The following is a 26,637-nucleotide window of genomic DNA, read 5'->3' on the forward strand; positions in this document are numbered from 1 at the left end:
TGCGCCGCTAGTCGATCAGCAGGCCCGGCTGCTCCATGACCGCCGCGACGTCGGAGATGAACCGCCCGGCGAGATCCCCGTCGATCAGCCGATGATCGAAGGACCCGCCGATCACCATGACATCGCGCGGCACGATCTGTCCCTCCACGACCCAGGGCTTCTTCCGCACTGCGCCCAGCGCCACGATCGAGGCCTGCCCCGGAGGCAGGATCGGAGTTCCGCTGTCGAGTCCCAGGGTGCCGATGTTGGTGATCGAGACGGTGCCGCCCTGCATCTCCCCCGGCGTGGTCCTGCCCTCGCGCGCGTCGATGGCCAGCTGGGTCAGCGCGGCGGCCAGACCACGGGTGTTGAAGGCATGGGCCTCATGGATGACCGGAACCACCAGTCCGCGCGGGGTCGCGGCCGCGACCCCGAGGTTCAGGTAGTTCTTCAAGGTGTAGTGCGTGTCATGCCACGTGGCGTTGACCTGCGGATTGCGCCGCACCGCCCAGATGATGGCCTTGGCGGCGAAGAGCATCGGTGAGACGCTCAGCCCCGCATAGGAGGGGTCCTTCTTCAACGCCTGACGCAGCTCCATGGTGCGCGTGACGTCGACCTCCTTGAACACCGAGACATGCGGCACGGTGGTCGCCGAGGCAGTCACGTTGCGCGCAGTCGCCTTGCGCACTCCACGGACCTGGATGTTCTCCTCGCGCGGCCCCTCGAAGAGCAGGCCCTCCTCGGCCGGAGTGGTCTTGCGGCGCCCCGGAGCCGGAGCCCCGGGTGCCGGCATCTGGCCGGAGGCGCGCTGTTCGCGCTTCTGCTGAGCCTGTCGCTCCACATCATCGCGCGTGATCTGCCCGTTGCGGCCAGAGCCTACGAGCTCCCAGACGGCCACACCGAGGCGCTTGGCCAGGGCCCGCACCGGAGGGCTGGCCCGCGCGACGATGTCGGCGATGTCGGTGTAGGTGCCGGACGCCGAGGCGGGGGCGGCGATCTCAAGGCCCTCCAGGTCGACCAGGTCCGGTGCCGTGGAACGGGTCCGGACGCGCCTCGAGGCGGAGTCCGCCTTGGGACCTGAGCCGACCAGGGCCTCATTCTGCGTGGGGGTCTTCTGCTCGTCTCGCGCAGAGCCGACCCGCTGGGAGTTCCCACGTTCGAGATCACCCCGTTCGGAGCCTTCACGCTTCTGGGCTGCGGCCTTCTTCGCGCGCGCCGAGCGTGAGCGGCCTGGCTTCTCCTCGGCGGCGGGCTGCTCGGGACTCTCCTGCTCAGCGGGCTCAGAGGCGGCCTCCGGCGCCGAACCTGGATCGGGCGCCTCCTCCCCCTCGGCGGCGATCCGGATCAGCGGAGCCCCGACCTCGAGGGTCTCGCCCTCGGCGGCGAGGAGCTCGGTGACGATGCCGGCGTAGGGCACCGGCAGCTCGACCAGTGACTTGGCGGTCTCGATCTCGACCACGATGTCGTTGACCTCGACCGTCGCCCCCACGGTGGTCCGCCAGGTGACGATCTCGGCCTCGGTCAGTCCTTCGCCGACGTCGGGAAGGTTGAAGGTCTCAGCCATGCTCAGGCACTCCTCTGGTAGCTGAAGCTGCGGTCCACGGCTTCCAGCATCCGATCGATGTCCGGAAGGTACCGATGCTCCTGGGCCGACGGTGGATACGGCATGTGGAACCCACCCACACGCAGCACCGGGGAGAGCAGCCGATGGTGGGCCCGTTCGGCCACGCGTGCGGCGATCTCTCCGCCGATGCCGCCGAAGGTCGGCGCCTCGTGCGCAACGATCAGCCGCTGGGTCTTGGCGGCGGAGCGGGCGATGGTCTCGTCGTCGAGCGGGCTGATCGAGCGGATGTCCACCACTTCGATGCTGCGGTTCTCCGCCCGGGCGGCCTCAGCCGCGGCCAGCGCCACCGGCACCAGCGGACCGTAGGTGGCGATGGTGGCGTCGGTGCCCGCACGGAGCACCTGGGCCCGGAATGCGTCCGGCGCCGGGTTCTCGAGGTCGACCTTCCCTTTGAGCCAGTACCGGCGCTTCGGCTCGAGGATGATGACCGGATCATCGCTGACGATGGCCTGGCGCGTCATCCAGTAGGCGTCCTGCGGGTTCGACGGCGCGAGGATACGCAGCCCCGCGGTGTGCGCGAAGAGCGCCTCGGGAGATTCGGAGTGGTGCTCGATCGACCCGATGTGCCCGCCATAGGGCAGTCGGATCGTCACCGGCACCTTGATGTTCCCGTCGGTGCGGTTGTGCATCTTGGCCAGCTGGGTGGTGATCTGGTTGAACGCGGGGAAGACGAATCCGTCGAACTGGATCTCGGCCACCGGACGGTAGCCGCGCATGGCCATGCCGATGCAGGTTCCGACGATGCCGGACTCGGCCAGCGGAGAGTCGATCACGCGGTGGGTGCCGAACTCGGCCTGCAGCCCCTCGGTGACGCGGAAGACTCCGCCGAGCGCCCCGATGTCCTCACCGATCAGCAGCGTCTTCTGGTCTGCCGCGAGTTCGTCGCGCAGCGCCGCGGTGATCGCCTTCGCCATGACCATCTCTTTGATCGCGCTCATCGTGCGGTGCCCGCCTCCGTCTGATCTTCCGCGAATCCTGCTTCGTAGTCCTTCAGCCAGGCCTTCTCGGTCTCCACCTGGCGGTGCGGCTCCGAATACACGGTGTCGAAGACCCGTTCGAGGTCGATGGGCTCCATGGCCAGCACGGACCTGCGCATATCGGCGGCGAGGTCCTTGTATTCGGCGTCCACCTCGGCGAAGAAGCTCTCATCGGCGTGGTCCGCGGAGCTCAGCCAGGAGCGGTAGCGCCGGATCGGGTCGCGGCCCTCCCAGAGCTCCACCTCTTCGGAGCTGCGGTACTTGGTGGGATCATCTGCGGTGGTGTGGGCGCCCATCCGGTAGGTGACCGATTCGATCAGCTTGGGCCCCTTGCCGGCACGGATCTCGTCGGAGAGCTTGGTGGCCACCGCGTAGCTGGCGAGCACGTCGTTGCCGTCCACCCGCACGCCTTCGAACCCGTAGCCCTGCGCCCGGTTGACCAGGGGGCCGCGGGACTGGGTGCGGGTGGGCACCGAGATCGCCCAGTGGTTGTTCTGGATGAAGTAGAGCAGCGGCAGCTCGTAGGAGGAGGCGAAGACCATGGACTCGTGGACATCGCCCTGGCTGGTGGCGCCGTCGCCGATGCAGGCCACGACGATCTCGTCCTCGGCGCGGTCACGGGGCACGCTGCCCATCCGCAGATCCTGGTTGATCCCCATGGCCCAGCCGGCGGCGTGCAGGGTCTGCGCGGCGAGCACCAGGGTGTAGACGTGGAAGTTGTGGTCGCGCGGGTCCCATCCGGTGTGCCGGGTGGCCCGGAACATGGTCAGCAGCTCCTCTGGGGAGATGCCTCGGTAGAGCGCCATGGCATGTTCGCGGTAGGTGGGAAACACCATGTCGGAGGACTTGATCGCCGCGATGGTGCCCACCTGGGCGGCCTCCTGGCCCAGCGCCGGCGCCCAGAGCGCGAGCTGGCCCTGGCGCTGCAGCGAGGTGGCCTCGGCGTCGAGCCGGCGCTCCATGGCCATGTAGCGGTAGAGCTCGCGCAGCTTCTCCGCGCTCAGCTCGGCGATGAACGGGCTGTAGACCTCGTTCTCAGCGAGCTTCCCATCCGGGGTGAGCAGCTGTACGGGCTGCACCTCTTGTGGCTGCACAGTGTGATCCTCTCCGGTGGCACCGCTGATGGCCGCCCTGCAGGTGAGGACGGCCACCGTTCATTGTGTCAGCTCGACTCAGGCTTCGAATCTGTAGGTCCGGCACAACTCGATGAATCGATCATTGGCTTCGACCTCACCGATGGTGACCCGTACGCCCTCGCCGGGGAATCCGCGGACGGCCAGCGCCTGGAGTCCGGCCGCCTCGGCGAAGGCGGCGGTCTTCTCACCCAGCGGGAGCCAGACGAAGTTGCCCTGGGCCTCGGGGATCTTCCAGCCGGCCTCGGCCAGGGCCGAGGTGACCCGGTCCCGCTCGGCGACGAGGGAGTCCACCCGCTCGTGGACCTGCTCCAGGTGTTCCAGCGAGGCCAGTGCCGCGACCTCGGCCAGAGTGGAGACGCTGAAGGGCGCCGCGACGACGCGCAGGTGGCGGGTGATCTCCTGGCCGGCGATGGAGTAGCCCACGCGCAGCGCGGCCAGACCGTGTGCCTTGGAGAAGGTCCGCAGCACCACCACATTGGGGTGGCTGCGGTACAGGGCGAGCGCGTCCACCGGGTCCTCGGTGCGGACGAACTCCTGGTAGGCCTCGTCGATCACGACGACGACGTCGCTGGGCACCTTGGCCAGGAAGGCTTCGACCTCGCTGTGCCGCAGGGCGGGGCCGGTGGGATTGTTCGGGGTGCACAGCAGGAGCACCTTGGTCTGCTCGGTGATCGCGGCGAGCATCGCCTCGAGGTCGTGGCGACCGTCTGCTGCCACTGGAACGGTGACGTCCTTGGCGCCGGCGGTGCGCACCACGATCGGGTAGGCCTCGAAGGAGCGCCACGCGTAGATGACCTCATCCTGGCTGCCGTCGCTGTTGGAGCCGGCGAAGGCGTTGATGATCTGGGTCAGCGCACCCAGGCTGCCGGTGCCGGCGACGATGTCTTCCACCGGGACGTCCAGGAGCTTCGCGAGCCCGGCGCGCAGGCTCTCGGCATTGGGGTGCGGGTAGCGGTGCAGCGTGTCCACTGCGGCCATCGCGTGAGCCACCGCGGGGACCGGCCCCAGCGGGTTCTCGTTGGAGGAGAGCTTGTACGGCGTGAGGCCTTCGGCCGCCCGTGGCGGCTTGCCTGCGGCATAGGCGGGCAGAAGGCTGACGCTTTCCCTTGGGGTGATCGACCCGGCGCGTGAGAACATAGTCATCGTGAGAATCCTACTGGCAATTATTTTGAATGCCCTGGCCCTCGCCGCGGCGGCCTTCCTCATTCCCGGAATCTACGTGGACGGCGCCGAACAGGGCACCGGGGCGACCATCCTCGCGTTCCTCTTCGTGGGAGCCGTCTTCGGTCTGGTCAACGTGGTCATCAAGCCGATCATCTCGCTGCTGTCGCTGCCGATCACCTGCCTGACGCTGGGGCTCTTCGCCGTGGTCATCAATGCGGGAATGCTGGTGCTCACCGCCTGGCTGACCTCCTGGACCCCGGTGCACTTCGTGGTGGAGGACTTCTTCTGGAGCGCGGTGTTCGGCTCCATCGTGGTGGCCCTGGTCTCAGCGCTGCTCAACCGCTTCATCCTGCGCCCGCTCGAGGCCTGAGCCGGAGGGAAGCTCCTCCATGCGTCCCGCCAGCTCCGCGATGGCCTCCTCGAGCTTCTCCACTCCCTCAGAGTCCCATTCGGTGGAATAGACCGTGGCCTCGTGGGCTCCGCGCAGCGATTCGTCGAGCTCCGCGAGCTGGGCACGCTGCCCCTCATCCAGATGATCCGTCGCCTGACCCTCGAGGATCCGGATGGCGTCGATGTTGTGCGCGTAGCCGTGGCTGGCGCCGAAGACTCCCCCGGGCTCGGCCTTCGGAGCCTGATGCTCGTAGGTGATCTCCACCCGATCCGCCGAGAGCTCGCTCGGCCCGCCGAGCAGCCGCGGGACCGGGTCATTGGCGTCCTGGAAACTGGTGGTCCTGACTCCTGGGAGCGCCGGACCCTCACGGCCGGGAGCGGCCACGGTGGCGACCTGGGAGATCCGGTACTTGCGTCCCAGCGTGCCGCCGGCAGCGATGTTCAGTGCATGCAGCCCACCCAGGGAGTACCCGGTGATGATCAGCTCGTCCCCGGGCCGGGCCCCGGAGTCCTGCAGCGCCTGATCGATGACCCCCTGCAGGTGCGCCGACTCGTTGGTCCCCGCGTCCAGGAGACTGTTGAGCCCGCGCCCCGCACTCAGATCCAGCTGGCCCTGCGCCAGACCGTCCAGGTCCATGTCTTCCAGCCCCGCGGGGAGTTCCAGCCCTGGGATATGGATGACATGCCGGGTGCTCGCACCCGGCTGGGGCCGTGAGGAGATGCTGAAGTCTCCGAGCGTCGCGACCTCGGACTGGCCCTGGAGGTGATCGCTGAGCAGGTCCACCTCGGTCGCGGCGAGCGGACGGGTCTTCCGCTTCAGCGTCTGGGTGCTCTCGCGGGAGATCCGACGGGCCTTCTCCAGCAGCGACTGGGCCACCAGTCCGGACGCCTCCTTGGAAGACCGCAGCACCGGGTGCTTCCTGGCCAGCAGGTTCAGCACCAGCTGGGACCCCTGGCCAAGGCTCACCACGGCGGTGCGACCCCAGGCGTCGGCGAGCGCCTTGTCCCCCTGTGGGTCCATCAGGTGTGGGTGGATCTGCGGATACTGTGCAAGATGCCTCGCGGTGCCCATCGAGCGCGCCAGCAGCGCCTCGGTGTCCCGATAGCGATCGTGCGCGCTGCGCACGGCGCGCGCGGTCTCCCCCATGGCCCAGGCCCCCACCGAGGTCTCGGCCAGGCTGATTCCCAGCTGCGCCCCCAGCATCGGGATCCGCCAATGCAGCGCGAGCCCGGCCACCGAGCCGATGATCTCGGCCGTGATGCCGCCCAGTGCGCGGCGCTGCTCTTCAGCGACGGCGTCGGCGCGGGTCAGCCCCTGGGCCGCCATCTGCAGACTCTCCAGCACCAGATTCAGCTCGGTGGGCCCCCCGTGGGCCTGCACGGAATACCTCCGCGGGGCGGGTTCGCCGTAGTGATCCTCGGCGATGACGAACACCGCAGCTCACCCCTGCGCAGCCGCCAGGCGGGCCAGCGGAAGGCCGCCGTGGGACTCCACGAACCGAAGGAAACCTTCGGCGCTCTCCGAGGCGCCCCGGGCGCCGTGCACCAGCGCCTGGGTCGCGAGCTCGGTGCCGGCCGCCGGGACGGCAGCGAGTGCGGCATCCACGGCCGCGGCCAGCAGCCGCGCCCGCTGGGCCTGCTCGCGCAGATCTGTTGCGATGATCCTGGCGCTCGCGGACATCTCGAAGAGCCGGGACTGCCGTCTCCGGCATTCTCCGACATGGTGGAAGGTCACGGCGGTGAAGGCCTGACCGGCTGGAGAGTGCCAGTGGATCCCGTCTTGCCCGGCGATGATCGCCTGCACACACTCCTCGGAGCGTTCGGCCACGGCGTCCAGCCGCATCGCCGCCTGCTCATAGTGCTCCGCCGCCTCGTCGAACTGCTGGGCGGCCCGGGAGAAGACCATGCTTGCTCACATCCTTGTTCTGCATGGGCTGGCAGAGGAGTGCCGGCGCCGGCCCTGCTGAGACCCTGTTGACACTTCCCAATCTAGGCACCCGCACCCGCGGGTGATCCTCCGTCACGGGACCCGTGGAGCACCCTGCCGCGCGGCGTCGTCGTCGCCGGTGCTGGGGAAAACTCATGAAAGAATCAGGCCATGGCCCACTCCACTGATGTCACCGCTGCGCCCACCGTCTCTCCGACCCGCGTCCGGCTCGCTGATGCGCAGCCGCAGATCGCCCTGGGCGCCCTGGACGGCCGGTATCGCAGCGCGGTGGCGCCGCTGGTGGATCACCTCTCCGAGGCGGCGCTGAACCGGCACCGGATCCATGTGGAGGTCGAATGGTTCATCCACCTCTGTTCCGAACAGGTGCTCTCCGGGCTCCCCACCCTCACGGCGGAGCAGGTCAACGGGCTGCGCAGCATCGTCACCGAGTTCGGACCTGAGCAGCTCTCCGAGCTCGGCGCCATCGAGGCGCAGACCCACCACGATGTGAAGGCCGTGGAGTACTTCATCGCCCGTCGGCTCGAGGGGCTGGGGCTCAGCGAGCTCACCCCGCTGGTGCACTTCGCCTGCACCAGCGAGGACATCAACAACCTCTCCTACGCTCTGGGGATCCGCGACGCCGTGGCCGAGGTCTGGCTCCCTGCCGCCCGCACGACCCTGGACGGGCTGGCTGAGCTGGCTCAGGACGCCGCCGAGGTGCCGATGCTCTCGCGCACCCACGGACAGCCGGCCACCCCGACCACGCTGGGCAAGGAGATCGCGGTCTTCGTCCATCGGCTGCGTCGCCAGCTGCGCCGGATCGAGTCCCAGGAGTTCCTGGGCAAGATCAACGGCGCCACCGGCACCTACGCCGCGCACCTCGCCGCCGCCCCCGAGGCCGACTGGCCCGCTCTGGCGCAGCGGTTCGTGGAGAAGCTGGGCCTCACCTTCAACCCGCTGACCACCCAGATCGAGTCCCACGACTATCAGGCCGAGCTCTACGCGGACATGGCCCGGTTCAACCGGATCCTGCACGGGCTCTGCGTGGATGTGTGGAGCTACATCTCCATCGGGTTCTTCCGGCAGATCCCGGTCGCCGGCGCCACCGGCTCCTCCACCATGCCGCACAAGGTCAACCCGATCCGCTTCGAGAACGCCGAGGCCAACCTGGAGATCTCCAACGCGCTGCTCGACGCGCTGGGCTCCACGCTGGTGGAGTCCCGCTGGCAGCGCGATCTCACCGACTCCTCCGGCCAGCGCAACATCGGCACCGCGATGGGCCATTCGGTGCTGGCACTGAGCAATATGAGCAAGGGACTCAAGCAGCTCGACGTCGCCGCGGAGGTCATCGCGGCAGATCTCGACGCGAACTGGGAGGTCCTCGGCGAGGCCATCCAGACCGTGATGCGCGCCGAGGCCATCGCCGGCGTAGCCGACATGCAGAACCCGTACGAGCGGCTCAAGGAGCTCACCCGCGGTCGTCGGGTGGACGCGGAGAAGCTCAAGGAGTTCGTCACCGGACTCGGCCTGAGCAAGGACGCCGAAGCCCGGCTCGCCCAGCTGACCCCCGGCGCCTACACCGGCCTGGCCGCCCAGCTGGCGGTGGAGTTCGCGCCCCGCGGCTGAACACGCTGCGGCTGAGCACGCTGCGCCGAGCCCCCGCGGGGTCTCGGCGCGGGGTCTCGGCGCGGGGGGCCTGCAGGTCTTCCCCTGTGCTCGCTGTCAGGTGAGAATGACGACGTTCACCTGACTCTGATCACGGAAGGTTCGCCATGACCATCGGCCTGACCCCCTACCTGCAGTTCTCCGGGACTGCCCGCCACGCGCTGGAGTTCTACCACTCGGTCTTCGGCGGAGACCTGGAGATGATGACCTACGCCCAGGGCATGGGCGCCGAGGATGAGTCCAAGGACCTGATCATGCACGGGTCGCTGTTCATCGAGCGCGGGGTCCACCTGATGGCCGCCGATGCGCCTCCGGGCATGCCCAGCGTGCTGGGCACGGTGTCGCTGAGCAACAGCGCCCCTGACGACGCCGAGCACACGACGCTCGAGAAGTGGTGGGAGAAGCTCTCCGAGGGCGCGGAGATCAACGAACCGATGGCGAAGTCCCCCTGGGGCGACACCTTCGGGATGCTCACCGACAGGTTCGGGGTCCCCTGGATGGTCAATGCGTCGCGCTGAGCAGCCGCACCACGCGCAGCCTCACCACGAGCAGCCTCACCAGAACCAGATCAGCATCATCGTCGCCAGGAATCCGCAGCCGTAGTTCAGCCAGATGAACTTCCGCCAGGCGGAGTTCACCGCGGCGGAGGTCTCATCGGGGACGTTGAACCAGGGCAGCGAGATCGCCATGTAGGGGATCACGAGCAGCGCGGCCAGCGGGGTGGGCCATTGCCCGAGGAGAAGCAGCACCCCGGCGCCGGCCCAGAGCAGCACCGCCATCCGCACGGTGGACCGCGCGCCGATCGCGGTGGCCACCGAGGAGATGCCGGCTTCGCGGTCGGGCACCACGTCCTGGACGGCGCCGAACGCGTGGGCTGCCATGCCCCAGAGGAAGAACGCGCCCAGGATGATCAGCTCAGTGGGCCCCGGGGTGAAGCCGACCCGGTCATGGGCGAGCGCGAATCCGACCACGGCGGGGCTGGCGAAGTGGGTGCTGGAGGTCAGCGAGTCCAGGAACGGCCGCTCCTTGAACCGCAGCCCCTTGACCGAGTAGGCGGCGACGGCGAAGAGGCTCACCAGCATCGCCGCCCAGGTCAGGGGCCCGCCGCCGAGCATCAGCAGCAGCGCCGGCGGCACGGTGCTCAACGCAGAGATCCACAGCACGGTCGGGTGCAGCTCCGGGTCCAGCAGCGCGCCCTCGATGCCGCCCTTGCGCGGATTGCGCAGATCCGATTCATAGTCGAAGACGTCGTTGATCCCGTACATCGCCACGTTGTAGGGGATCAGGAAGAACAGCGCGCCGAGCACCAGCACCCAGTCGATCTCCCGCGCCGCGAAGAGATAGGCGGCGGCGAAGGGGAACGCGGTGTTGATCCAGCTGAAGGGGCGCGAGGACAGCAGCAGCTGACGGATCAGGCTCATCCGCGCGACTCGTTCGTGCCGCGTCCCGGGTCGGCTTCAACGCTGCCCCCGGCGCGCGTCGGCTTCCGCCGGCGCAGCAGGTGCCAGGCGGCAGGGAGCAGCAGCACCGCGGCCAGCGAATAGCTGAAGTCCTCCAGCGGCGCCAGCCCCAGGTAGAGGCCCATCAGATGTTCGTGGCCGTAGCGCACGATGTCCAGTCCGATGATCACATTGTCGAAGACCGCGGTCAGGCCCAGCAGCAGCGCGGTGGTCAGCGCCGCTGCACCCCAATGGATGCTGCGGCGCAGCAGCACCGCGGCGAGCACCGCCGGGACCATGAAGGCCAGGCTCAGCCAGAGATACGCCATCTAGGAACCCCCTCCGCTGCGCGCACGGAGTCGGCTCTGCTCGGCCCGGTGGCCGAGGAGCCTGGCGGCACCGGTGTAGATGATCATGGTGCACAGACTCAGGAACATCAGGAACACCGGCTCCTCCAGCGGCATCTCAGGCCCGAGCACGACCCCGGTGAGATAGCGGCTCTGACCCATCAGGAAGATCCCCAGCCCGATGCCGGCGAAGTCCCAGAGCAGGAAGAAGACGACGCCGAGAAGGGTCACCACCGCGGCCACGCGCGGGTCCGCGAAGAAGAAGAGCCGGAAGCGCCGATCGATGAGCAGCATGCAGAAGGTGGCCAGCAGCAGCCCGGCCAGGTACAGGAAGGACACGCGTGATCAGCCTGCCGCACCTGCACGCGCAGGACGCAGCGAATCGGGACTCAGCGGTCCGGCGCTGTAGTCGCGGCGCAGGTGCTTGAGCACCAGCTCCGCGCTGATCAGACACATCGGCACGCCGATTCCCGGCGCGACGGTGCCCCCGGCGTAGTAGAGCCCGCTCACCTTGGGCGAGACGTTCTGCGGGCGGAACATCGCGGACTGCCGCAGCGTGTGCGCCTGGCCCAGCACCGAGCCGCGCCAGGAGTTGTAGTCCGCCGCGAAGTCCGCGGGGCCGACGGTCTCACGCAGCACGATCCGGTCCTCGAAGTCCTCGATCCCGGCCCAGCCGCCGATCTGCTCGATGGCCGCCTGCGCGATCTGCTCCACGGCTGGGTCCCCGGCGCCGTCGCGGCCGCCTGCGCCCAGGGAGACGTCAGCCGGGACCGGGATCAGCACGAAGAGGTTCTCGTGATCCTCCGGCGCCAGTCCCGGTTCGCTCGCGCTGGCCCGGCAGACGTAGGAGGAGGCTGGCGTCGGGATGGAGGGGCTCGCTCCGAAGATGGACTCGAAGTTCGCGGTCCAGTCCCGGGTGAAGAACAGCGAATGGTGGGCGAGCTCTGGGAGCTTCCCGCGCACCCCGAGCATCACCAGCACCGCACCGGGGCCGGAAGTGACCTTGTCCCACCAGCCCTCGGGGTAGCTGCGGTCCTGGGCAGAGAGCAGGGCGGTCTCGGTGTGGTGCAGATCCGCCGCGGAGACCACGTGATCGGCGCGCTCGGTGTGCACCGTGCCCTGCTCGTCGCGCCAGCGGACGCCGGTGGCGGTGCGGCGCGGGCCGGTCCGGAACCTGGAACCAGGTGCGGATTCGGTGAGGATCTCGAGGACCTCTGCGCCGGTGGTGATCTCGGCCCCAGCTCCTTCTGCGAGGCGCCGGAAGCTCGCGATGACCTCCCAGAATCCGCCGAGCGGGTACCGCACGCCGTCGTCGAGGTCCAGGGCGCTCATCAGGTGGTACATGGCGGGCGCGTCCTGCGGCCGGGTGCCCAGGAATACCGCCGGGTAGCCGAGGATCTGGCGCAGCACCGGATGCTTGAACCGACGCTGCACGAAGCGCTCCAGCGAGGTCAGCAGCAGCCGCGCGAGCTCCGGGGCGGACTTGAGCACCTCGGGGACTGCCAGGTTGTCCAGCCGCTTGAAGGGGTTGTAGAGGAAGCGCCGCTCGGCGATCTCGGTGGTGCGCTTGGCCGACGCGATGTACTTGTCCAGCGCCGGCCCGCTGCCTGGTTCGAGCTCCTCGAAGAGCGCCCGGACCCGCTCCGCACCCTTGGGCAGGTCCACCGGAGCCGACGGCGGCTGGCCGGGTTCGGGCTCGGAGTAGACCCGGTAGGCGGGGTCCAGGTCCACCAGCGTGAGCTGCTCCGCCGACGTCGTGCCCATCAGGTTGTAGAAGTGCTCGAAGACCGAGGGCATCAGGTACCAGGAGGGGCCGGTGTCGAACTGGAAGCCGTCCTCGGCCAGCATCCCGGCCCGACCGCCGGTGCGGGTGCCCTTCTCCAGGACCAGGACGTCATGGCCTTCACGGGCCAGCAGCGCGGCGCTGGCGAGTCCGGCGACTCCGGCGCCGATCACAATGGTGCGAGGCATCAGTGGGTCTCCAGTCGTGTGGTCAGGGCGGACCGGGCGGCCAGCCCTGCTTTGCAGGCATTCGAGACCCGGACCCTTGAATGGTAGAGCTCCTCCACCGGTGTCACCGCGATCTTCTCGAGCAGCGCCTCGAAGAGTGCACAGGCGCTGCGCACCGCGGTGCGCGCATCGCGCGGGAGCAGCGGCATCGCGGCCCGGGCCTCGGCGAGCTGGCCTCGGATCGTGTCCACCCACGCCTGGCGTTGGGCCTCGGTGAGACCCGCGCCGCCGTCCAGGTAGTCGCGCCCGAGCTCCGCAGTGTCTTCGGCGAGGTCGCGCAGAAAGTTGATGTTCTGGAACGCCGCCCCCAGCGCACGCGCCCCGTTGATGAGGATCTCGCGTTCGGCGGGCGTGCGCTGGACTTCGCGCAGGAACACCTGCAGACACATCAGCCCGATCACCTCGGCGGAGCCGTAGACATAGCTCGCGTGCTCGGCGGCGCCATAGGAGGCCGGTTCCAGATCCGCGCGCATCGAGTCGAAGAAGGGATCGATCAGGTCCAGCCCGATCTGCGCCTCGATGGCGGTGCGGGCGAAGGCGTGCACCACCAGATCGGTGCTGTACCCGCGGGCCAGAGCGCGTCGGGTCTCCTCGGCATAGTGCTCCAACGCCTCGGCCTTCTGCGCCGGATCCAGTCCGGCCGCGCTGGCGGCACCGTCGACCACCTCATCGGCGACCCGGACCAGGGCGTAGATGCTGCGCACGTGGCTGCGGTGACGCGGACCCAGAAGCCGGGTGGCCAGCCCGAATGAGGTGGAGTAGGAGGAGATCACCCGGTCCGCGGCGGCACGCGCGGTGGAGGTGAAGTGTTCTGCCGGATCAGCGGGGGCGCTCACGCGGTGGCACCTCGGCCGGGCTGCTTGAACGAGGCAAGATGTTCCAGGGCGGCGAGCTGCTCGACCATCCAGGGGCTGAACGCGAAGGGCGCATCGGCCACGGCGCGCTTCACGGCGTCCAGCTCGCAGAACTGCCACTCACTGACCTCGTCATCCACCGGCGCCAGCTCCGAGGTCAGCACCGCGGTGAAGACCGGGCAGATCTCGTTCTCGACGACGCCGCTGGCGTCCACCGCGCGATACCTGAACTCCGGCAGCGCGGCGCGGATCTCGGTCAGCTCCGCACCGAGCTCCTCGTGGGCCCGCCGGCGCACGGCGTCGGTGAGCTCCTCCTCCAGGCCGGGGTGTCCGCAGAAGCTGTTGGTCCACACTCCCGGCCAGGTGGTCTTGGACAGCGCCCGACGGGTGAGCAGCAGCTGGCCCGCGGCGTCGAAGAGATAGCAGGAGAACCCGAGATGCAGCGGGGTGTCAGCGGTGTGCACCGTGGCCTTGGGGGCGGAGCCCACGGGCGCTCCGGCCTCCGAAAGGAGAACTACGTGTTCCTCTGTCGAGGACGAGCCTGAAGTCATGGATCGAGCATAACTACAGAAGCCGCCCGCGTGCGGGACACGTCACAGTCGCCGCGCGGATAAGACGTGACCATGACCAGAAGCTGACTCGGTATGACTTACTCAGAGTCCGCGCAGATGACGGTGTTAGATTGACCGCAACGTGCCGCGGCACGGCCTTGCACGCTGTTGAAGCCGCGGAGATCTTCGAGCGAGGACGTGGGCCAGATGGCAACAGCAGCGGTGACCGGAGCGACTGGATATATCGGAGGGCGGCTGGTGCCCCAGCTGCTCCGCGCAGGACACAAGGTGCGGGTGCTCACGCGCCGGGCAGAGGCGCTGCGCGATGTCCCCTGGCGTGACGAGGTCACCGTCGTAGAAGGGGACCTCACCGACCCCGAGGCCGCCCGAGACCTCTGCGAGGGTGCTGACACCGCCTACTACCTGGTCCATTCGATGACCTCTGACCGCAGCTTCGAAGAGCTCGACGAGCGGTGCGCCGAGGTCCTGGGGACCGCGGCGAAGGAAGCGGGCGTCGACCATATCGTCTACCTCGCCGGCCTCCACCCCGACACCAGCGCAGGTGAGCTCAGCGCGCACCTGCGCTCCCGAGTCCACGTGGGCGAGGTGCTGGAGTCCAGCGGCGTCCCCACGCTGACCCTGCAGGCCGGACTGGTGATCGGCTCCGGCTCCGCCAGCTTCGAGATGATCCGCCACCTCACCGACGTGCTGCCGGTCATGCCCGCCCCGAAATGGGTGCTTAACCAGATCCAGCCCATCGCGGTGCGCGATGCGCTGCACTACCTGACCCGCGCCATGGACATCGAGCTGAGCTCCAGCGTCCGCGCCGACATCGGCGGGCCCGATGTGCACACCTACGCGCAGCTGATGAAGATCTACGCCCGCACCGCCGGGCTCAACGAGCCCCACGTGATCGCGCTGCCGGTGCTCACCCCCTGGCTCGCCGCCCAGTGGGTCAATCTGGTCACCCCGATTCCGCGCACCCTGGCGATCCCGCTGGTGGAATCGCTCCAGCATGACTGCGTGGTCAAGGACCAGATCATCAATGACATCATCGAACCTCCCGAAGGGGGACTCACCGACTACGAGACCTCGGTGCGGCTCGCCCTGGACAAGATCTCCGCCGACCGGGTGGAGACCACCTGGGCCGCCGCCCATCCGCTGGACGTGCCCTCGGAGTCACTGCCCTCGGACCCGGAATGGACCGGACGCTCGGTGCTGGTCGATGAGCGCGAGCGGCTCTCCACCGCCTCCCCCGAAGCGGTCTTCGCCGTCATCGAAGGCATCGGCGGGGAGACCGGCTACTTCTCGCTCTCCCGCGCCTGGGCGCTGCGCGGACTGGCCGACAAGCTGGTCGGCGGCGTCGGGATGGGACGGGGGCGGCGCAGCCGCGGCGAGCTCGCGCTGGGCGACACCCTGGACTGGTGGCGGGTCGAGGAGCTTCAGCGCGGTCGGCTGCTGCGCCTTCGTGCCGAGATGAAGGTGCCCGGCCAGGCGTGGCTGGAATTCACGGTGGAGCCGGAGGGAACCGGCTCCCGCTACCGGCAGCGCGCGATCTTCTTCCCCCGCGGCCTCGCCGGACGCGCCTACTGGCTCGGGGTCACCCCGTTCCACGCCATCATCTTCAAGAAGATGGCGGCCCGGATCCTCGCCGATGCCGAGCAGGCGAGCGCCGAAGACTGACCCGGTCCGGGTGGGGCTGGAAAGGTTTTTCAGATTTTCACCATCCGATCCTGCTCTGGTTCCGAACTCTGCGTACATGGCCTGGTCGACACCACGATCAGTGGCTGTGAATCAGACCAACGTGCGACCAACAGGAGATTCAGTCATGAAGACCGAGATGCGCAAAACCACTTCCCTGCTCGGAATCGGCATGGTGGCCCTGCTGGGCCTCAGCGCCTGCGGCGACAACGCCGAGGAGCCGGCGGCAGAGACCGACCAGGAGATGACCGAGGAGACCGAGGGCACCGAGGGCACCGAGACCGAGGCCACCGACGAAGAGACCGAGTCCATGGACGAGGAAGAGTCGATGGATGACGAAGAGTCCATGGACGAATCAGATCCCGCGGCGAACCTGGTCGGCGCCTCCTGTGAGGCCTACGCCGAGGAAGTCCCCGAGGGTGACGGCTCCGTCGGCGGCATGGCACAGGATCCAGTGGCCACCGCAGCCTCGAACAACCCGATGCTGACCACGCTGACCGCGGCAGTCTCCGGCGAGCTGAACCCCGATGTCGACCTGGTCGACACGCTCAACGGTGACGAGTTCACCGTGATCGCCCCCACCGATGACGCCTTCGGCGAGATCCCCGAGGAAGACCTCAACGCAGTGGTCGAGGACGCTGACATGCTGACCGAGGTGCTGACCTACCACGTCATCCCCGGCCAGATGTCTCCCGATGAGATCGCCGGTGAGCACGAGACCGTCAACGGCGCGACCGTGACCATCGAGGGCGAGGGCGACGACCTCACCTTCGACGACGCCGGCCTCGTCTGTGGCGGCGTGATGACCTCCAACGCCACCGTCTACATGGTCGACGCCGTCCTGATGCCGGCAGCAGCCGAGGAGGAGTGATCCTCGGCGGGAACGGTCACCGCTGACCCTTCCGCAGCAGTTGAAGAACGACCAAGGCGGCGCTCGGCACCCACCCATCTGTTGGGGTGCGGGGCGCCGCCTTCGTCGGTTCCCGTCGCATATCGGCAGGAGTCGGTCGGTGCAGGAATCACCCCTCGGGGTGTGGCATCCTGTTGGAATGCACGAGACGGGAAGTACCGGGTCAGCCGCGGGGCGCGCGCAGCTTCCCGTGCGTGCTCCCGCAGACCCGTGCGGCACCCTGCTGCTGAAGATCCAGCAGGGTGATGAGCTGGCCTTCGAGCAGCTCTACCGCGAACAGAGCTCGATCCTGCTGGCCACCGCGCTGCGGGTGCTGCGGAACAGATCACTCGCGGAGGAGGTTCTCCAAGAGATCTTCACCGAGGTCTGGGTCAACTGCCACAGCTACCGCGTCCAGGCTGGAAGCGGACGCGCCTGGCTGACCACCATGTGTCGGCGCCGAGCGATCGACCGGGTCAGAGCGGTGCAGGCCCAGCAGAACAGAGACTTCACCCAGGGGGTGAAGGAGGCTCATGCACATGAGCCCGACGTCCAGGACTCAGTCCTCACTCAGGTGGAGGCGGCCCGCGCGCAGACAGCGCTGCAGACGCTTCCCGAAGAGCAGGCCACCGCCATCGCGATGGCCTACTACCAGGAACTTTCCCATTCCGAGATCGCACAGCGACTCGATGTCCCCCTCGGGACAGTGAAATCTAGAATACGAGACGGCATGCGAAGACTCAGGGCTCAGCTAGGAGGTGCCGGATGAACGCCGATCGCGAATACCTGGCAGCCGGCCTTGCCCTCGGGACCCTGGCCGACGCCGAGATGATCGAGGCCCTCGACCTCGAAGCCGCTGATCCCGACTTCGCCGAAGAGGTCCAGTCCTTCTGCGAGACGCTGGGGCTGCTGGCCGGGTCCGACGATGCCGTCGCCCCCAGCGCCGAGACCGAGGCTGCGATCCTCAGCATCCCCCGGCTGCACCAGCAGGCTGCACCGGAGCGGACTGCACCTGAGCACGCTGCGGAACCTGTTGCACCCACCGCGGCTGGGGCCTCGGCCCCCGTCACCAGCCCAGGCCCAGGCCCAGGCCCAGAAAAGACTCGACGTCCGACCACCATGCTCTTCGCCCTCGCGGCCTCCACGCTGCTGCTGCTCTCCGCGGTGCTTGCCGGCGCGCTGATCAACCAGCAGCACGACACCACCCAGATCCAGGAGTCGCTGACCGTCGCCGAGGCTGAGCGCGAGCGCACCCAGCGGCTGCTCAGCGCCTCGGACCTAGCATTCACCGAGGCCGAGGCGACCGGCGGCGGGCGCGTCACGCTGGCCTACTCGGTCTCCGAGCAGATGCTGCATCTGACCCCGCACGACATGCCCGAGCTCCCCGCGGATCAGACCATGCAGCTATGGCTGATCGACGAGGAGGGCCCGCACAGCGCCGGCCTGATGACCGGCACCAGCACCGAGCTGCTGACCGACCTCGCGATGGATGAGGACATGATCTTCGGAGTCACCGTGGAGCCCGCGGGCGGCTCTGAAGAGCCGACCAGCGATCCGGTGGTGCTCGCGGATCTCTGACCCAGGTCCTGCAGAGATCACCGTCCACCCATCCAACCGCGGCTCGGCTCCGAACTGAAGATATGACTGAGACAGTGCACGAGACCCCCGGAACCGCCGGCCGCGGATCCTCCCGGCCGGCGAGACGACGGCGCCGTCTGATCCCCCATCTGATCGCCGGCGTCCTCGCAGCCGCGATCTTCCTCGGCGTGGCAGATCTGGTCTCCCAGCTCTTCGGACCCGCCTCCTCGCCGCTGGTCTCGCTGGGCTCCACGATCATCACGCTCTCCCCCAGCTGGCTGCAGGACTTTGCGATCTCCTACTTCGGCAGCAACAACAAGTTGGTGCTCTACCTGAGCATGGGCGTCGTCGGGATGATCCTGGCGGCCTTGATCGGGGCCCTGGCCCGACGCAGTCTGCGCCTGGCCGTGGGCCTGTTCTCCGCCGTCGCGGTGCTCCTGCTGATCGTGGTGCTGCTGCGCCCGGAGAGCTCCCCGCTTGATGCGCTGCCCACGCTGGTCGGCGCCGGACTCGGGATCCTCAGCCTGCTGCTGCTCAGCGGCGCCGCCACCGGGCTCACCCGGGCCGCCGAGGCTGCTCAGGCGGATCGGGCCGGATCGGCTCCGCTCGACCGGCCGGCGGATACCCGGGGCGCCGCTGCCACCCGCCCCAGCACCGAGGACGAGCGCGCCCATTCACGGCGTCGTTTCCTGGGCCTGGCCGCCGCCGGCACCGCCATCGCCGCGGGCTCGATCACCTTCGGACGCTCCGTCAACGCGCTCGGTCGCGAGGCCGGGTCGGCGGCGGCGCGGCTGGTCCTCCCCTCCCCCGCGGTGCGCGCTGCCGCTATCCCCGCCGGCGCCAGCGTCGGCGTGGACGGGGTGCCTGCGTTCATCACCCCGAACAACGACTTCTACCGGATCGACACCGCGCTGGTGGTGCCGGAGCTCGCCCCGCAGGACTGGACGCTGCGGATCCATGGCCTGGTCGAGGAGGAGGTCACCATCGACATGGACGAGCTGCTCGACCTGCCGCTTCAGGAGCACCACATCACGCTGGCCTGCGTCTCGAACCCGGTCGGCGGAGATCTGCTCGGCAACGCCACCTGGCTGGGCTACCCGATCCGCGAGCTGCTCGCCCGGGCCCGCCCGCTGAGCGAGGCTGACATGGTGCTCTCCCGCTCGATCGACGGCTGGACGGCGTCGACCCCGCTGGAGGTGCTCACCGACGAGGACCGCGCCTGCCTGCTCGCGGTGGGCATGAACGGCGAGCCGCTGCCGGCACAGCACGGCTACCCGGCTCGAATGGTCGTCCCGGGCCTCTACGGCTATGTCTCGGCGACCAAGTGGGTCACCGAGCTGGAGGTCACCCGCTTCGATGCCGAGACCGCCTACTGGACCGACCGCGGCTGGGACGCCGAGGGACCGATACTGGTCGCCTCCCGCATCGATGTGCCTCGGCCGCTGGCCCGGGTGGCCAGCGGGGAGGAGCTCGTCGTCGCCGGCAGCGCCTGGGCCCAGCATGAGGGCATCGAAGCCGTCGAGGTCCGCCTGGACGACGGCGACTGGGAGGCCGTGGAGCTGGGCGACGAGGTCAACATCGACACCTGGCGGCAGTGGCGACATGCCTTTGCCGACGTCGACTCAGGCCGGCACTCGGTGACCGTGCGCGCGATCAACGCCGCCGGGGAGACCCAGACCGATGAGCGGCGCGACCCGATCCCGAACGCCGCGACCGGGCAGCACCGGATCGAGTTCAGCGTGGAGTGATCGTGGTCAGACTGATCCGGTCTGCTCCGCCTGCTCCTCCTGGAACGCCAGTATCCGGCGCAGCCCCTCTGCCACAGCCTGCTCCCCGGGGGCCAGGCTGAGCCGGACCCAGTGATGCCCTGCCACCGGATCGAAGTCGGTGCCCGGCACGACGGCGACGCCGGCGCCTTCCAGCAGCGCCGCGCAGTAGGTCGGGGAGTCCCCGAACCGCTCGAGCTGCTCGCCCAGATGGGCGTAGACGTAGAAGGCGCCGTCTGCCGGCGCGACCTCACCCCAGCCGAGCTGCGGAATGAGTCCCAGCACCCGCTCGCGTGCCGCTGCGTAGCCGCTGACCTGGGATGCGGCGAAGTCCAGCGATTCGGGGGTGAAGGCCTGCACGGCTGCGAGCTGGGTGGCGTGCGGCGGACACAGCGCCACGTTTCCGGCGAGCCTGGAGACCGGGTCCACCAGATGTTCGGGCAGCACCATCCAACCGAGCCTCCAGCCGGGCATCCCCCAGTACTTGGAGAACGAGGAGATCACCACGGCCTCCTCCCCCATCTCGGTGGCGCTCACGGTCTCGGCGCCGTAGCTGATGCCGTGGTAGATCTCGTCGCTGATGAGCTGGACCCCATGGTCGGCGCACCAGTCGGAGAGCTCGCTCAGCTGCTCACGTTCGATCATGGTGCCCGTCGGGTTCGCCGGGGACGCGAGGATCAGGCCGGCCAGGCTGGTGCCGGCGTCGAGCTGTTCCTTGAGCTGGGCGACGGTCGGCTGGAAGCGCTCCTGCGGCCCGCAGTCCAGATCCACCACTTCGATGCCGAGCGCGCTGAGGATGTTGCGGTAGGCGGGATACCCCGGCCGGGCCAGCGCGACCCGGTCACCCGGGTCGAAGGACGCCAGGAAGCTCAGCATGAAGGCCCCCGAGGAGCCGGTGGTGATCGCGATCCGCGCCGGCGGCACGGTGACCCCGTACCAGCGGGCATAGTGATCCGCGATCGCCGCGCGCAGCGGGGCGATCCCCATCGCGGCGGTGTAGTTCAGCACGGTGTTGCCGGCGTGGATCTCCGCGGCCGCCTGGTTGACCGCCGGCGGGGCGCCGGAGCCGGGCTCCCCCGCGGTCAGCGAGACGACATCCCGACCGGCGGCGCGCATCGCATCGATCCGGGCCAGGATGCTCATCACCTCGAATCCGGGCACCTGTGATCTCTGCGAGGGCATCATCGCTCCAGCCTATCGACTCGCTCCGTGTGAACAGTTCGGATCGTGTGGCAATGCTCGATCGGGACCTCGACGCTCACCCGCGCACCCGGCCGCATCGCGCTGCGTGAGCCAGATCCCAGCGCATAGGCGGTGATCACCGGGTCGGTCTGCAGACGGATCTGGTGCAGGGCTCCGCGCTCCCTGATCTCGGCCACCTGCGCGGTGAAGCGGTTCGGGGCCTTCGCCGATGCGGGTGCCTCCGCGGTGAGGGAGATGTTCTCCGCGCGAACGCATACCGCCGCAGACTGCCCCACCTCGAGCCCCTCCGGGTTGCGGGTGACCAGCACCAGCTCTCCCGCCCGGACTTCGATGTTCTCGCCGCTGCGTCGGGTGATCTCCCCGCGGATGATGTTCTCCACACCCACTGCCCGAGCGGCTGAGGTCGTGCTCGGACGGTTGAAGACCTCCTCGACGGAGCCGATCTGCTGGACTCCGCCGTCGGCGAGGCTGAGCACTCGATCCGCCAGCGCCCAGGCCTCGGAGCGGTCATGGGTGACCAGCAGCGCAGGGGTGCCGGTGGCGAGGAGGATCTCGCGCAGCTCTCCGCGCAGCTGGTCGCGGGTGGGGGCGTCCAGCGCGCTGAAAGGCTCATCGAGGAGCAGCAGCTTCGGAGCGGACGCCAGCGCGCGGGCCAGAGCCACGCGCTGCGCCTCCCCGCCGGAGAGGCTCGTGGTGTCCCGGTCGAGGAGATGACCGGCTCGCGCGTTCTGCAGAGCCGTTCGGACCCGCTCCTCGCGCAGCGATCGTGGCATCTTCGGGATCCCATAGGCCACGTTCGCGGCGACGGAGAGGTGCGGGAACAGCGCATGGTCCTGGAACAGGTAGCCGATCCCGCGTCGTCGGACGGGAACTGCGCGTCGTTCCCCCTGCCAGACCTCTCCCCCCAGGGCGACCCGTGAGCCGGCTCCGGGGTGGGCGAGTCCGGCGATGCAGCGCAGGAGCGTCGTCTTGCCGGCCCCGGAAGGTCCGAACACCCCGGTGATCGGTGCGCACGCGTCCAGCGGGAGGGTCAGGTCCACATCTAGGACCTGGTGACGTATCCGCACGTTCAGATCCTCGGCCATATGGTCCTCCCCCTGCTGTTGAGCCCATAGGTCAGCCCGAGGACGACGACGGAGAGCAGCAGCAGCCACAGGCTCGTGGTGGCCGCGGTGTCGTAGTCGAAGGCCTGGACGCTGTCATAGATGGAGATCGCGATGGTCCGGGTCTCACCGGGGATGTTGCCGCCGACCATGAGCACCACGCCGAACTCGCCGATGGTGTGTGCGAACGTGAGCACCGCGGCGGTCGTGATCCCGGTGCGTGAGAGCGGCAGGACCACGCGCAGGATCGTCGAGGACCAGGAGCGCCCGAGGACGGTGGAGGCCTCGAGCAGCCGTCGATCCACGCCCACGAAGGCGGCCACCATCGGCTGCACGGCGAAGGGCAGGCTGTAGATCACCGAGGCGATGAGCAGCCCGTTGAAGGAGAACGCCAGCGGAGATCCGGTCAGCTCCACCCACCACCGCCCGATCGGCGACCGGTTCCCCAGCGCGACCAGCACGTAGAAGCCCAGGACCGTGGGGGGCAGCACCAGCGGCAGCGCCACCACCGCTTCGATGAGCGCGGTCCAACGCTGCCTCGAATACGCCAGCCACGCCGCCAGCGGCACCGCCAGGACGAGCAGGATCAGCGTCGTCAGCGTGGCGAGACGGATGCTCAGCTCAACAGCTGCCCAGTCCATCCTGCTCAGTCCTCGCCCGAGGGCGGGTAGAACCCATAGTCGGCAAGGATCGCCTGACCCTCCTCGGAACCGATGAAGGCCACGAAGTCTTCATCCTGCACAGTCGCATCATCGAGCAGCATCCCGCCCTGGCGCAGCGTGGGGAACGAGTCCAGCGGCACCTCGACATGGCTGCCCGCGCCGGTCATCGGGGGTGAGAGCGCCAGTGACAGGGCGACGATGCCGGCATCGGCGTTGCCGCTCAGCACGAATTCTGCCGCCTGAGCGATGTTCTCCCCGAGCACGAGCTTGCTCTGCAGCTCCTCGGTGGCACCTGCTGTCTGAATCGCGGCCTGGGCGGCCTCGCCGTAGGGGGCGTGCTCCGGATTAGCGATGGCCACGGTGCGCACCTCCTCAGCGACGAGCCCGTCGATTCCAGCCTCGACATCCGCGGGGGAATCCTGCGGCGCCCAGACGACCAGGCGGCCCACGGCGTAGTCGAAGACTGAGTCCGGGTCGCCGAATCCGTCCTCGGCGAGATCCTGCGCCAGCTCGATGTCTGCGGAGAGGTAGACGTCGAACGGAGCTCCGTTGCGGATCTGCGCCGCAAAGTTCCCGGAGGAGCCATAGGTCACTGCCACCTCGACCTCTGGATGATCGACAGCGAACTCATCGATCACCTCGTCGAGGGCGTACTTGAGATCGGCTGCGGCCGCGACCTGCACCCGCCCGTCGGCAGCGCCCTGATCGGTCTCCGGCCCTGAGCTGCCTGACCCGGGCGTCGCGCAGCCCGTGACCGCGAGCATCACGCCCACCCCTGCGCCGACGCGCAGGCGACGCGGCCTTCTGCCGCTCGGGCCTCTACCGCTCATCGATGATCTCCCCCAGCTCGACCACCGCGTTGGTGGCCTTGACCACGACGGTGGCGGGAACGCCTGGGGCCAGGCGCATCTCCTCGGCGGCATCGCGGGTCATCAGGGAGGTCAGCCTGAATGCGCCTGCGGCCACCTCGACCTGTGCCATCACCCCGTCGGTCTTCACCTCGGTGACGATGCCCTCGAGCCGGTTCCTCGCGGACACGCGCGACCCGTCAGAGCCGGGCTCGGAACGAGACCGCGCGTAGGCCGCCACGGACTCGCCGCTGACGGCGGTCCGTCCGGCTGCGTCAGGTGCTCCACTCAGGGTCCCTGCGCTGATCAGCCGGCGCACGGTGTCGGAGCTGACTCCCAGAAGGCGGGCGACCTGTGAAACTCGCAGCTGCGTCATGGTGACGAGTATATGGGTGTATCAGCGGCCAGATCGGACAGTCCTCACAGCAGCTGCAAAATCCTAACCTGACTCGGGCTCACCCGGTCACGTAACGCCCCAGGTGTTCAGCGGTGAGCGTCTCAGCCTCATGGATCAGCTGCGCCGGGGTGCCGGTGAACACCACCCGCCCGCCGTCGGTGCCGGCGCCGGGACCCAGATCGATGATCCAGTCGGCATGGGCCATCACCGCCTGGTGGTGTTCGATCACCACCACAGAGGTGCCGGAGTCCACGAGCCGATCGAGCAGGCCCAGCAGGTTCTCCACATCGGCCAGGTGCAGCCCGGTGGTGGGCTCGTCCAGGACGTAGACCCCGCCGGGGTCGGACATCTTCGTGGCCAGCTTGATCCGCTGCCGCTCGCCTCCGGAGAGGGTGTTCAGCGGCTGCCCCAGCCGCAGGTAGCCGAGTCCGACGTCGGAGAGTCGGGTGAGGATCTTGGTGGCGGCGGGCAGCCGGGCTGCTCCGGCGGAGAAGAACTCTTGCGCCTGATCCACCGAGAGGTTGAGCACCTGGCTGATGTTCAGGTCGCCCAGCGTGTAGGCAAGCACCTCGCGGCGGAAGCGGCGGCCCTCGCAGTCCTCACACGGACTCGCCACGGTCTCCATCACGCCCAGCTCGGTATAGATGACCCCGGCGCCGCCGCAGGTGGGGCAGGCTCCTTCGGAGTTCGCACTGAACAGTGCGGGCTTGACCCCGTTGGCCTTGGCGAAGGCCTTGCGGATGGGCTCCAGGAGCCCCGTGTAGGTGGCGGGGTTCGAGCGGCTGGAGCCCTTGATCCCGGCCTGGTCGATGAAGGCCACCCCCTCGCGTCCGGCGAGGCTGCCTTCGATCAGCGTGGACTTCCCCGATCCGGCCACCCCGGTGATCACGGTGAGCACTCCGGTGGGGATGTCCACGTCGACGTCGCGCAGGTTGTTGGTCCGCGCACCCCGGATCTCCAGCGCTCCGCTGGAATCACGGACCTGGTCCTTGACCTGCGCCCGGTAGCCGAGGTGCCGGCCGGTCAGCGTCGCGCTGCCGCGCAGCGCCGCAACGGTGCCCTCGAAGCAGAGCTCACCGCCGGCCTCCCCTGCCCGAGGGCCCAGGTCCACCACATGATCGGCGATCTCGATGGTCTCGGGCTTGTGCTCGACCACCAACACGGTGTTGCCCTTGTCGCGCAGCCGCAGCAGCATCGTGTTCATCCGGGCGATGTCATGCGGGTGCAGCCCGATGGTGGGCTCGTCGAAGACATAGGTGATGTCGGTCAGCGCCGAGCCGAGGTGGCGGATCATCTTCACCCGCTGCGCCTCGCCGCCGGAGAGCGTGCCGGCGGGGCGATCCAGGCTCAGGTAGCCCAGCCCGATGTCGATGAAGTGTTCCACGGTCTCCAGCAGCGAGGCGCGCAGCGGCGCGACGGCGGGCGCCTCCAGTGCGCGCAGCCACTCGGCCAGGTCGCTGAGCTGCATCGCGCAGACCTCGGCGATGTTGCGGCCCCTGACCGTCACCGAGCGGGTGAGCGCGCTCAACCTGGTCCCGTCACATCCGGGGCAGGTGACGAAGGTGACCGCGCGGTCCACGAAGGCCCGGATATGGGGCTGCATCGCGTCGCGGTCCTTGGCGAGCATGGACTTGCGCACCTGCGGCACCAGGCCCTGGTAGGTCATGTTGATCCCGCCGATGCTGACCTTCTCGGGCTCGCGGTGCAGCAGGTCGTGACGTTCCTGCTCGGTGTAGTCCCGCACCGGCTTGTCCGGATCGAAGAAGCCGGACTCGGAGTAGTACCGCACCGACCATCCGCCGGCCTTGTACCCGGGCACGGTGATGGCGCCCTCGTTCAGCGACCTGGTGTCATCGATGAGCTGGGCGACGTCGATGTCGTTGATCTGGCCGCGGCCGTCACAGCGCGGGCACATGCCGCCGGTGACGCTGAATTCTCGGCGCTCCTTGGTGGTCTCTCCGCCGCGTTCGAAGCTGACCGCGCCGGCCCCGCTGATGCTTGCCACGTTGAAGGAGAAGGCCTGCGGGGAGCCGATGTGCGGCTCCCCGATTCGGCTGAAGAGGATCCGCAGCAGTGTGTTGACATCGGTCACGGTGCCCACCGTGGAGCGGATGTTCGCGCCGAGGCGCTCCTGGTTGACCACGATCGCCGCGGTCAGGCCCTGCAGGTCCTCGACATCTGGCCGGTTCAGGCTGGGCATGAACCCCTGCAGGAAGGCGCTGTAGGTCTCGTTGATCATCCGTTGAGACTCCGCGGCGATGGTCCCGAAGACCAGTGAGGACTTCCCCGAGCCGGAGACCCCGGTGAAGACCGTGAGCGCCCGCTTCGGGATCTGCAGACTGAAGCCCTTGAGGTTGTTCTCTCGCGCACCGATCACCTCGATGACGTCGTGGCGGCGTGCGGACTCGTTCATGGGCAGACAGTCCT

26 protein-coding genes are annotated in these 26,637 nt (G+C 68.7%); 8 read left to right on the forward strand and 18 right to left on the reverse strand.

Annotation, left to right across the window (positions count from 1 at the left end):
- Positions 1 to 7 precede the first annotated feature (7 nt).
- The 4 genes from LTI14_RS03010 to hisC form a co-directional block, all read right to left on the reverse strand.
- Positions 8 to 1,543: a dihydrolipoamide acetyltransferase family protein gene (locus LTI14_RS03010; RefSeq protein WP_241475760.1), complete on the reverse strand. Its 1,536-nt coding sequence runs from the start codon at positions 1,541 to 1,543 to the stop codon at positions 8 to 10.
- Between the two features lie 2 nt (positions 1,544 to 1,545).
- The gene (locus tag LTI14_RS03015; protein WP_241464418.1) at positions 1,546 to 2,532 is read right to left on the reverse strand and encodes an alpha-ketoacid dehydrogenase subunit beta; all 987 of its coding nucleotides are present in this window, start codon (positions 2,530 to 2,532) and stop codon (positions 1,546 to 1,548) included.
- Between the two features lie 5 nt (positions 2,533 to 2,537).
- Entirely contained in the window at positions 2,538 to 3,674 is a 1,137-nt protein-coding gene (locus LTI14_RS03020) for a thiamine pyrophosphate-dependent dehydrogenase E1 component subunit alpha (protein WP_241470243.1), read from the reverse strand.
- 78 nt (positions 3,675 to 3,752) lie between these two features.
- On the reverse strand, positions 3,753 to 4,859 hold the full coding sequence (gene hisC / locus LTI14_RS03025; protein WP_241463710.1) for a histidinol-phosphate transaminase: 1,107 nt from the start codon (positions 4,857 to 4,859) through the stop codon (positions 3,753 to 3,755).
- A gap of 1 nt (position 4,860) precedes the next feature.
- On the opposite strand from hisC, the gene LTI14_RS03030 reads away from it, so the two are divergent.
- A complete protein-coding gene (locus tag LTI14_RS03030) occupies positions 4,861 to 5,250 on the forward strand; it encodes a phage holin family protein (protein ID WP_241463709.1) in 390 nt (129 codons plus the stop codon).
- On the opposite strand, the gene LTI14_RS03035 is transcribed toward LTI14_RS03030, so the two are convergent.
- Together LTI14_RS03035 and LTI14_RS03040 are read right to left on the reverse strand one after the other, a co-directional pair.
- Complete coding sequence (locus tag LTI14_RS03035; RefSeq protein WP_241475761.1) at positions 5,206 to 6,705, reverse strand: hypothetical protein; 1,500 nt, start codon at positions 6,703 to 6,705, stop codon at positions 5,206 to 5,208. The genes LTI14_RS03030 and LTI14_RS03035 overlap by 45 nt on opposite strands.
- Positions 6,706 to 6,711: 6 nt before the next feature.
- Positions 6,712 to 7,176 (reverse strand): hypothetical protein, encoded by a 465-nt coding sequence (locus LTI14_RS03040; protein WP_241475762.1) that lies wholly within the window; start codon positions 7,174 to 7,176, stop codon positions 6,712 to 6,714.
- 192 nt (positions 7,177 to 7,368) lie between these two features.
- Here LTI14_RS03040 and purB point away from each other — a divergent pair, with 192 nt between their 5' ends.
- Both purB and LTI14_RS03050 read left to right on the forward strand, forming a co-directional pair.
- Entirely contained in the window at positions 7,369 to 8,823 is a 1,455-nt protein-coding gene (gene purB, locus LTI14_RS03045; RefSeq protein WP_241470245.1) for an adenylosuccinate lyase, read from the forward strand.
- 146 nt (positions 8,824 to 8,969) lie between these two features.
- Positions 8,970 to 9,380: a VOC family protein gene (locus tag LTI14_RS03050; RefSeq protein ID WP_241470246.1), complete on the forward strand. Its 411-nt coding sequence runs from the start codon at positions 8,970 to 8,972 to the stop codon at positions 9,378 to 9,380.
- Between the two features lie 36 nt (positions 9,381 to 9,416).
- On the opposite strand, the gene LTI14_RS03055 is transcribed toward LTI14_RS03050, so the two are convergent.
- The 6 genes from LTI14_RS03055 to idi are packed head-to-tail and all read right to left on the reverse strand — an operon-like array spanning position 9,417 to position 14,063.
- A complete protein-coding gene (locus LTI14_RS03055; RefSeq protein WP_241463704.1) occupies positions 9,417 to 10,283 on the reverse strand; it encodes a prenyltransferase in 867 nt (288 codons plus the stop codon).
- Complete coding sequence (locus LTI14_RS03060) at positions 10,280 to 10,630, reverse strand: lycopene cyclase domain-containing protein (protein ID WP_241475763.1); 351 nt, start codon at positions 10,628 to 10,630, stop codon at positions 10,280 to 10,282. Before LTI14_RS03060 ends, LTI14_RS03055 begins: the two co-directional genes overlap by 4 nt.
- Positions 10,631 to 10,987, reverse strand: coding sequence for a lycopene cyclase domain-containing protein (locus LTI14_RS03065; protein ID WP_241475764.1), 357 nt, complete (start codon positions 10,985 to 10,987; stop codon positions 10,631 to 10,633).
- Between the two features lie 6 nt (positions 10,988 to 10,993).
- On the reverse strand, positions 10,994 to 12,619 hold the full coding sequence (crtI, locus tag LTI14_RS03070; protein WP_241475765.1) for a phytoene desaturase family protein: 1,626 nt from the start codon (positions 12,617 to 12,619) through the stop codon (positions 10,994 to 10,996).
- Entirely contained in the window at positions 12,619 to 13,494 is an 876-nt protein-coding gene (locus tag LTI14_RS03075; RefSeq protein ID WP_241475766.1) for a phytoene/squalene synthase family protein, read from the reverse strand. Before LTI14_RS03075 ends, crtI begins: the two co-directional genes overlap by 1 nt.
- Positions 13,491 to 14,063: an isopentenyl-diphosphate Delta-isomerase gene (gene idi / locus LTI14_RS03080; RefSeq protein WP_241463699.1), complete on the reverse strand. Its 573-nt coding sequence runs from the start codon at positions 14,061 to 14,063 to the stop codon at positions 13,491 to 13,493. The genes LTI14_RS03075 and idi overlap by 4 nt, the downstream gene beginning before the upstream one ends.
- Positions 14,064 to 14,270: 207 nt before the next feature.
- Between idi and LTI14_RS03085 the strand changes: the two genes are divergently transcribed.
- The 5 genes from LTI14_RS03085 to LTI14_RS03105 all read left to right on the forward strand — a co-directional run bounded on the left by LTI14_RS03085 (position 14,271) and on the right by LTI14_RS03105 (position 19,979).
- On the forward strand, positions 14,271 to 15,746 hold the full coding sequence (locus tag LTI14_RS03085; protein WP_241475767.1) for an SDR family oxidoreductase: 1,476 nt from the start codon (positions 14,271 to 14,273) through the stop codon (positions 15,744 to 15,746).
- 145 nt (positions 15,747 to 15,891) lie between these two features.
- Entirely contained in the window at positions 15,892 to 16,635 is a 744-nt protein-coding gene (locus LTI14_RS03090; protein ID WP_446740370.1) for a fasciclin domain-containing protein, read from the forward strand.
- A 229-nt stretch (positions 16,636 to 16,864) separates the two neighbouring features.
- Positions 16,865 to 17,422 carry a sigma-70 family RNA polymerase sigma factor gene (locus tag LTI14_RS03095; RefSeq protein WP_241463696.1) on the forward strand — a complete coding sequence of 186 codons (558 nt, stop codon included), beginning with the start codon at positions 16,865 to 16,867 and terminating at the stop codon, positions 17,420 to 17,422.
- Positions 17,419 to 18,231, forward strand: coding sequence for an anti-sigma factor (locus LTI14_RS03100; RefSeq protein ID WP_241475769.1), 813 nt, complete (start codon positions 17,419 to 17,421; stop codon positions 18,229 to 18,231). The genes LTI14_RS03095 and LTI14_RS03100 overlap by 4 nt, the downstream gene beginning before the upstream one ends.
- A gap of 62 nt (positions 18,232 to 18,293) precedes the next feature.
- Positions 18,294 to 19,979, forward strand: a complete 1,686-nt coding sequence (locus tag LTI14_RS03105; protein WP_241475770.1) for a molybdopterin-dependent oxidoreductase — start codon at positions 18,294 to 18,296, stop codon at positions 19,977 to 19,979.
- A gap of 6 nt (positions 19,980 to 19,985) precedes the next feature.
- Here the strand turns inward: LTI14_RS03105 and LTI14_RS03110 are convergent, their stop codons facing one another.
- The 6 genes from LTI14_RS03110 to LTI14_RS03135 all read right to left on the reverse strand — a co-directional run bounded on the left by LTI14_RS03110 (position 19,986) and on the right by LTI14_RS03135 (position 26,623).
- Positions 19,986 to 21,182: a pyridoxal phosphate-dependent aminotransferase gene (locus tag LTI14_RS03110; protein WP_241475771.1), complete on the reverse strand. Its 1,197-nt coding sequence runs from the start codon at positions 21,180 to 21,182 to the stop codon at positions 19,986 to 19,988.
- The gene (locus LTI14_RS03115) at positions 21,179 to 22,285 is read right to left on the reverse strand and encodes an ABC transporter ATP-binding protein (RefSeq protein ID WP_241475772.1); all 1,107 of its coding nucleotides are present in this window, start codon (positions 22,283 to 22,285) and stop codon (positions 21,179 to 21,181) included. The genes LTI14_RS03110 and LTI14_RS03115 overlap by 4 nt, the downstream gene beginning before the upstream one ends.
- Positions 22,270 to 22,944, reverse strand: a complete 675-nt coding sequence (gene modB / locus LTI14_RS03120; protein ID WP_241475773.1) for a molybdate ABC transporter permease subunit — start codon at positions 22,942 to 22,944, stop codon at positions 22,270 to 22,272. Before modB ends, LTI14_RS03115 begins: the two co-directional genes overlap by 16 nt.
- Before the next feature lie 5 nt (positions 22,945 to 22,949).
- Complete coding sequence (gene modA, locus LTI14_RS03125) at positions 22,950 to 23,795, reverse strand: molybdate ABC transporter substrate-binding protein (protein ID WP_241475774.1); 846 nt, start codon at positions 23,793 to 23,795, stop codon at positions 22,950 to 22,952.
- Entirely contained in the window at positions 23,785 to 24,189 is a 405-nt protein-coding gene (locus LTI14_RS03130; RefSeq protein ID WP_241463689.1) for a TOBE domain-containing protein, read from the reverse strand. The genes modA and LTI14_RS03130 overlap by 11 nt, the downstream gene beginning before the upstream one ends.
- A 79-nt stretch (positions 24,190 to 24,268) precedes the next feature.
- Entirely contained in the window at positions 24,269 to 26,623 is a 2,355-nt protein-coding gene (locus LTI14_RS03135; RefSeq protein ID WP_241475775.1) for an ATP-binding cassette domain-containing protein, read from the reverse strand.
- Between the last annotated feature and the right edge of the window lie 14 nt (positions 26,624 to 26,637).

It is taken from the genome of Nesterenkonia sp. YGD6, from assembly GCF_022565895.1.
Taxonomy (GTDB): domain Bacteria; phylum Actinomycetota; class Actinomycetes; order Actinomycetales; family Micrococcaceae; genus Nesterenkonia.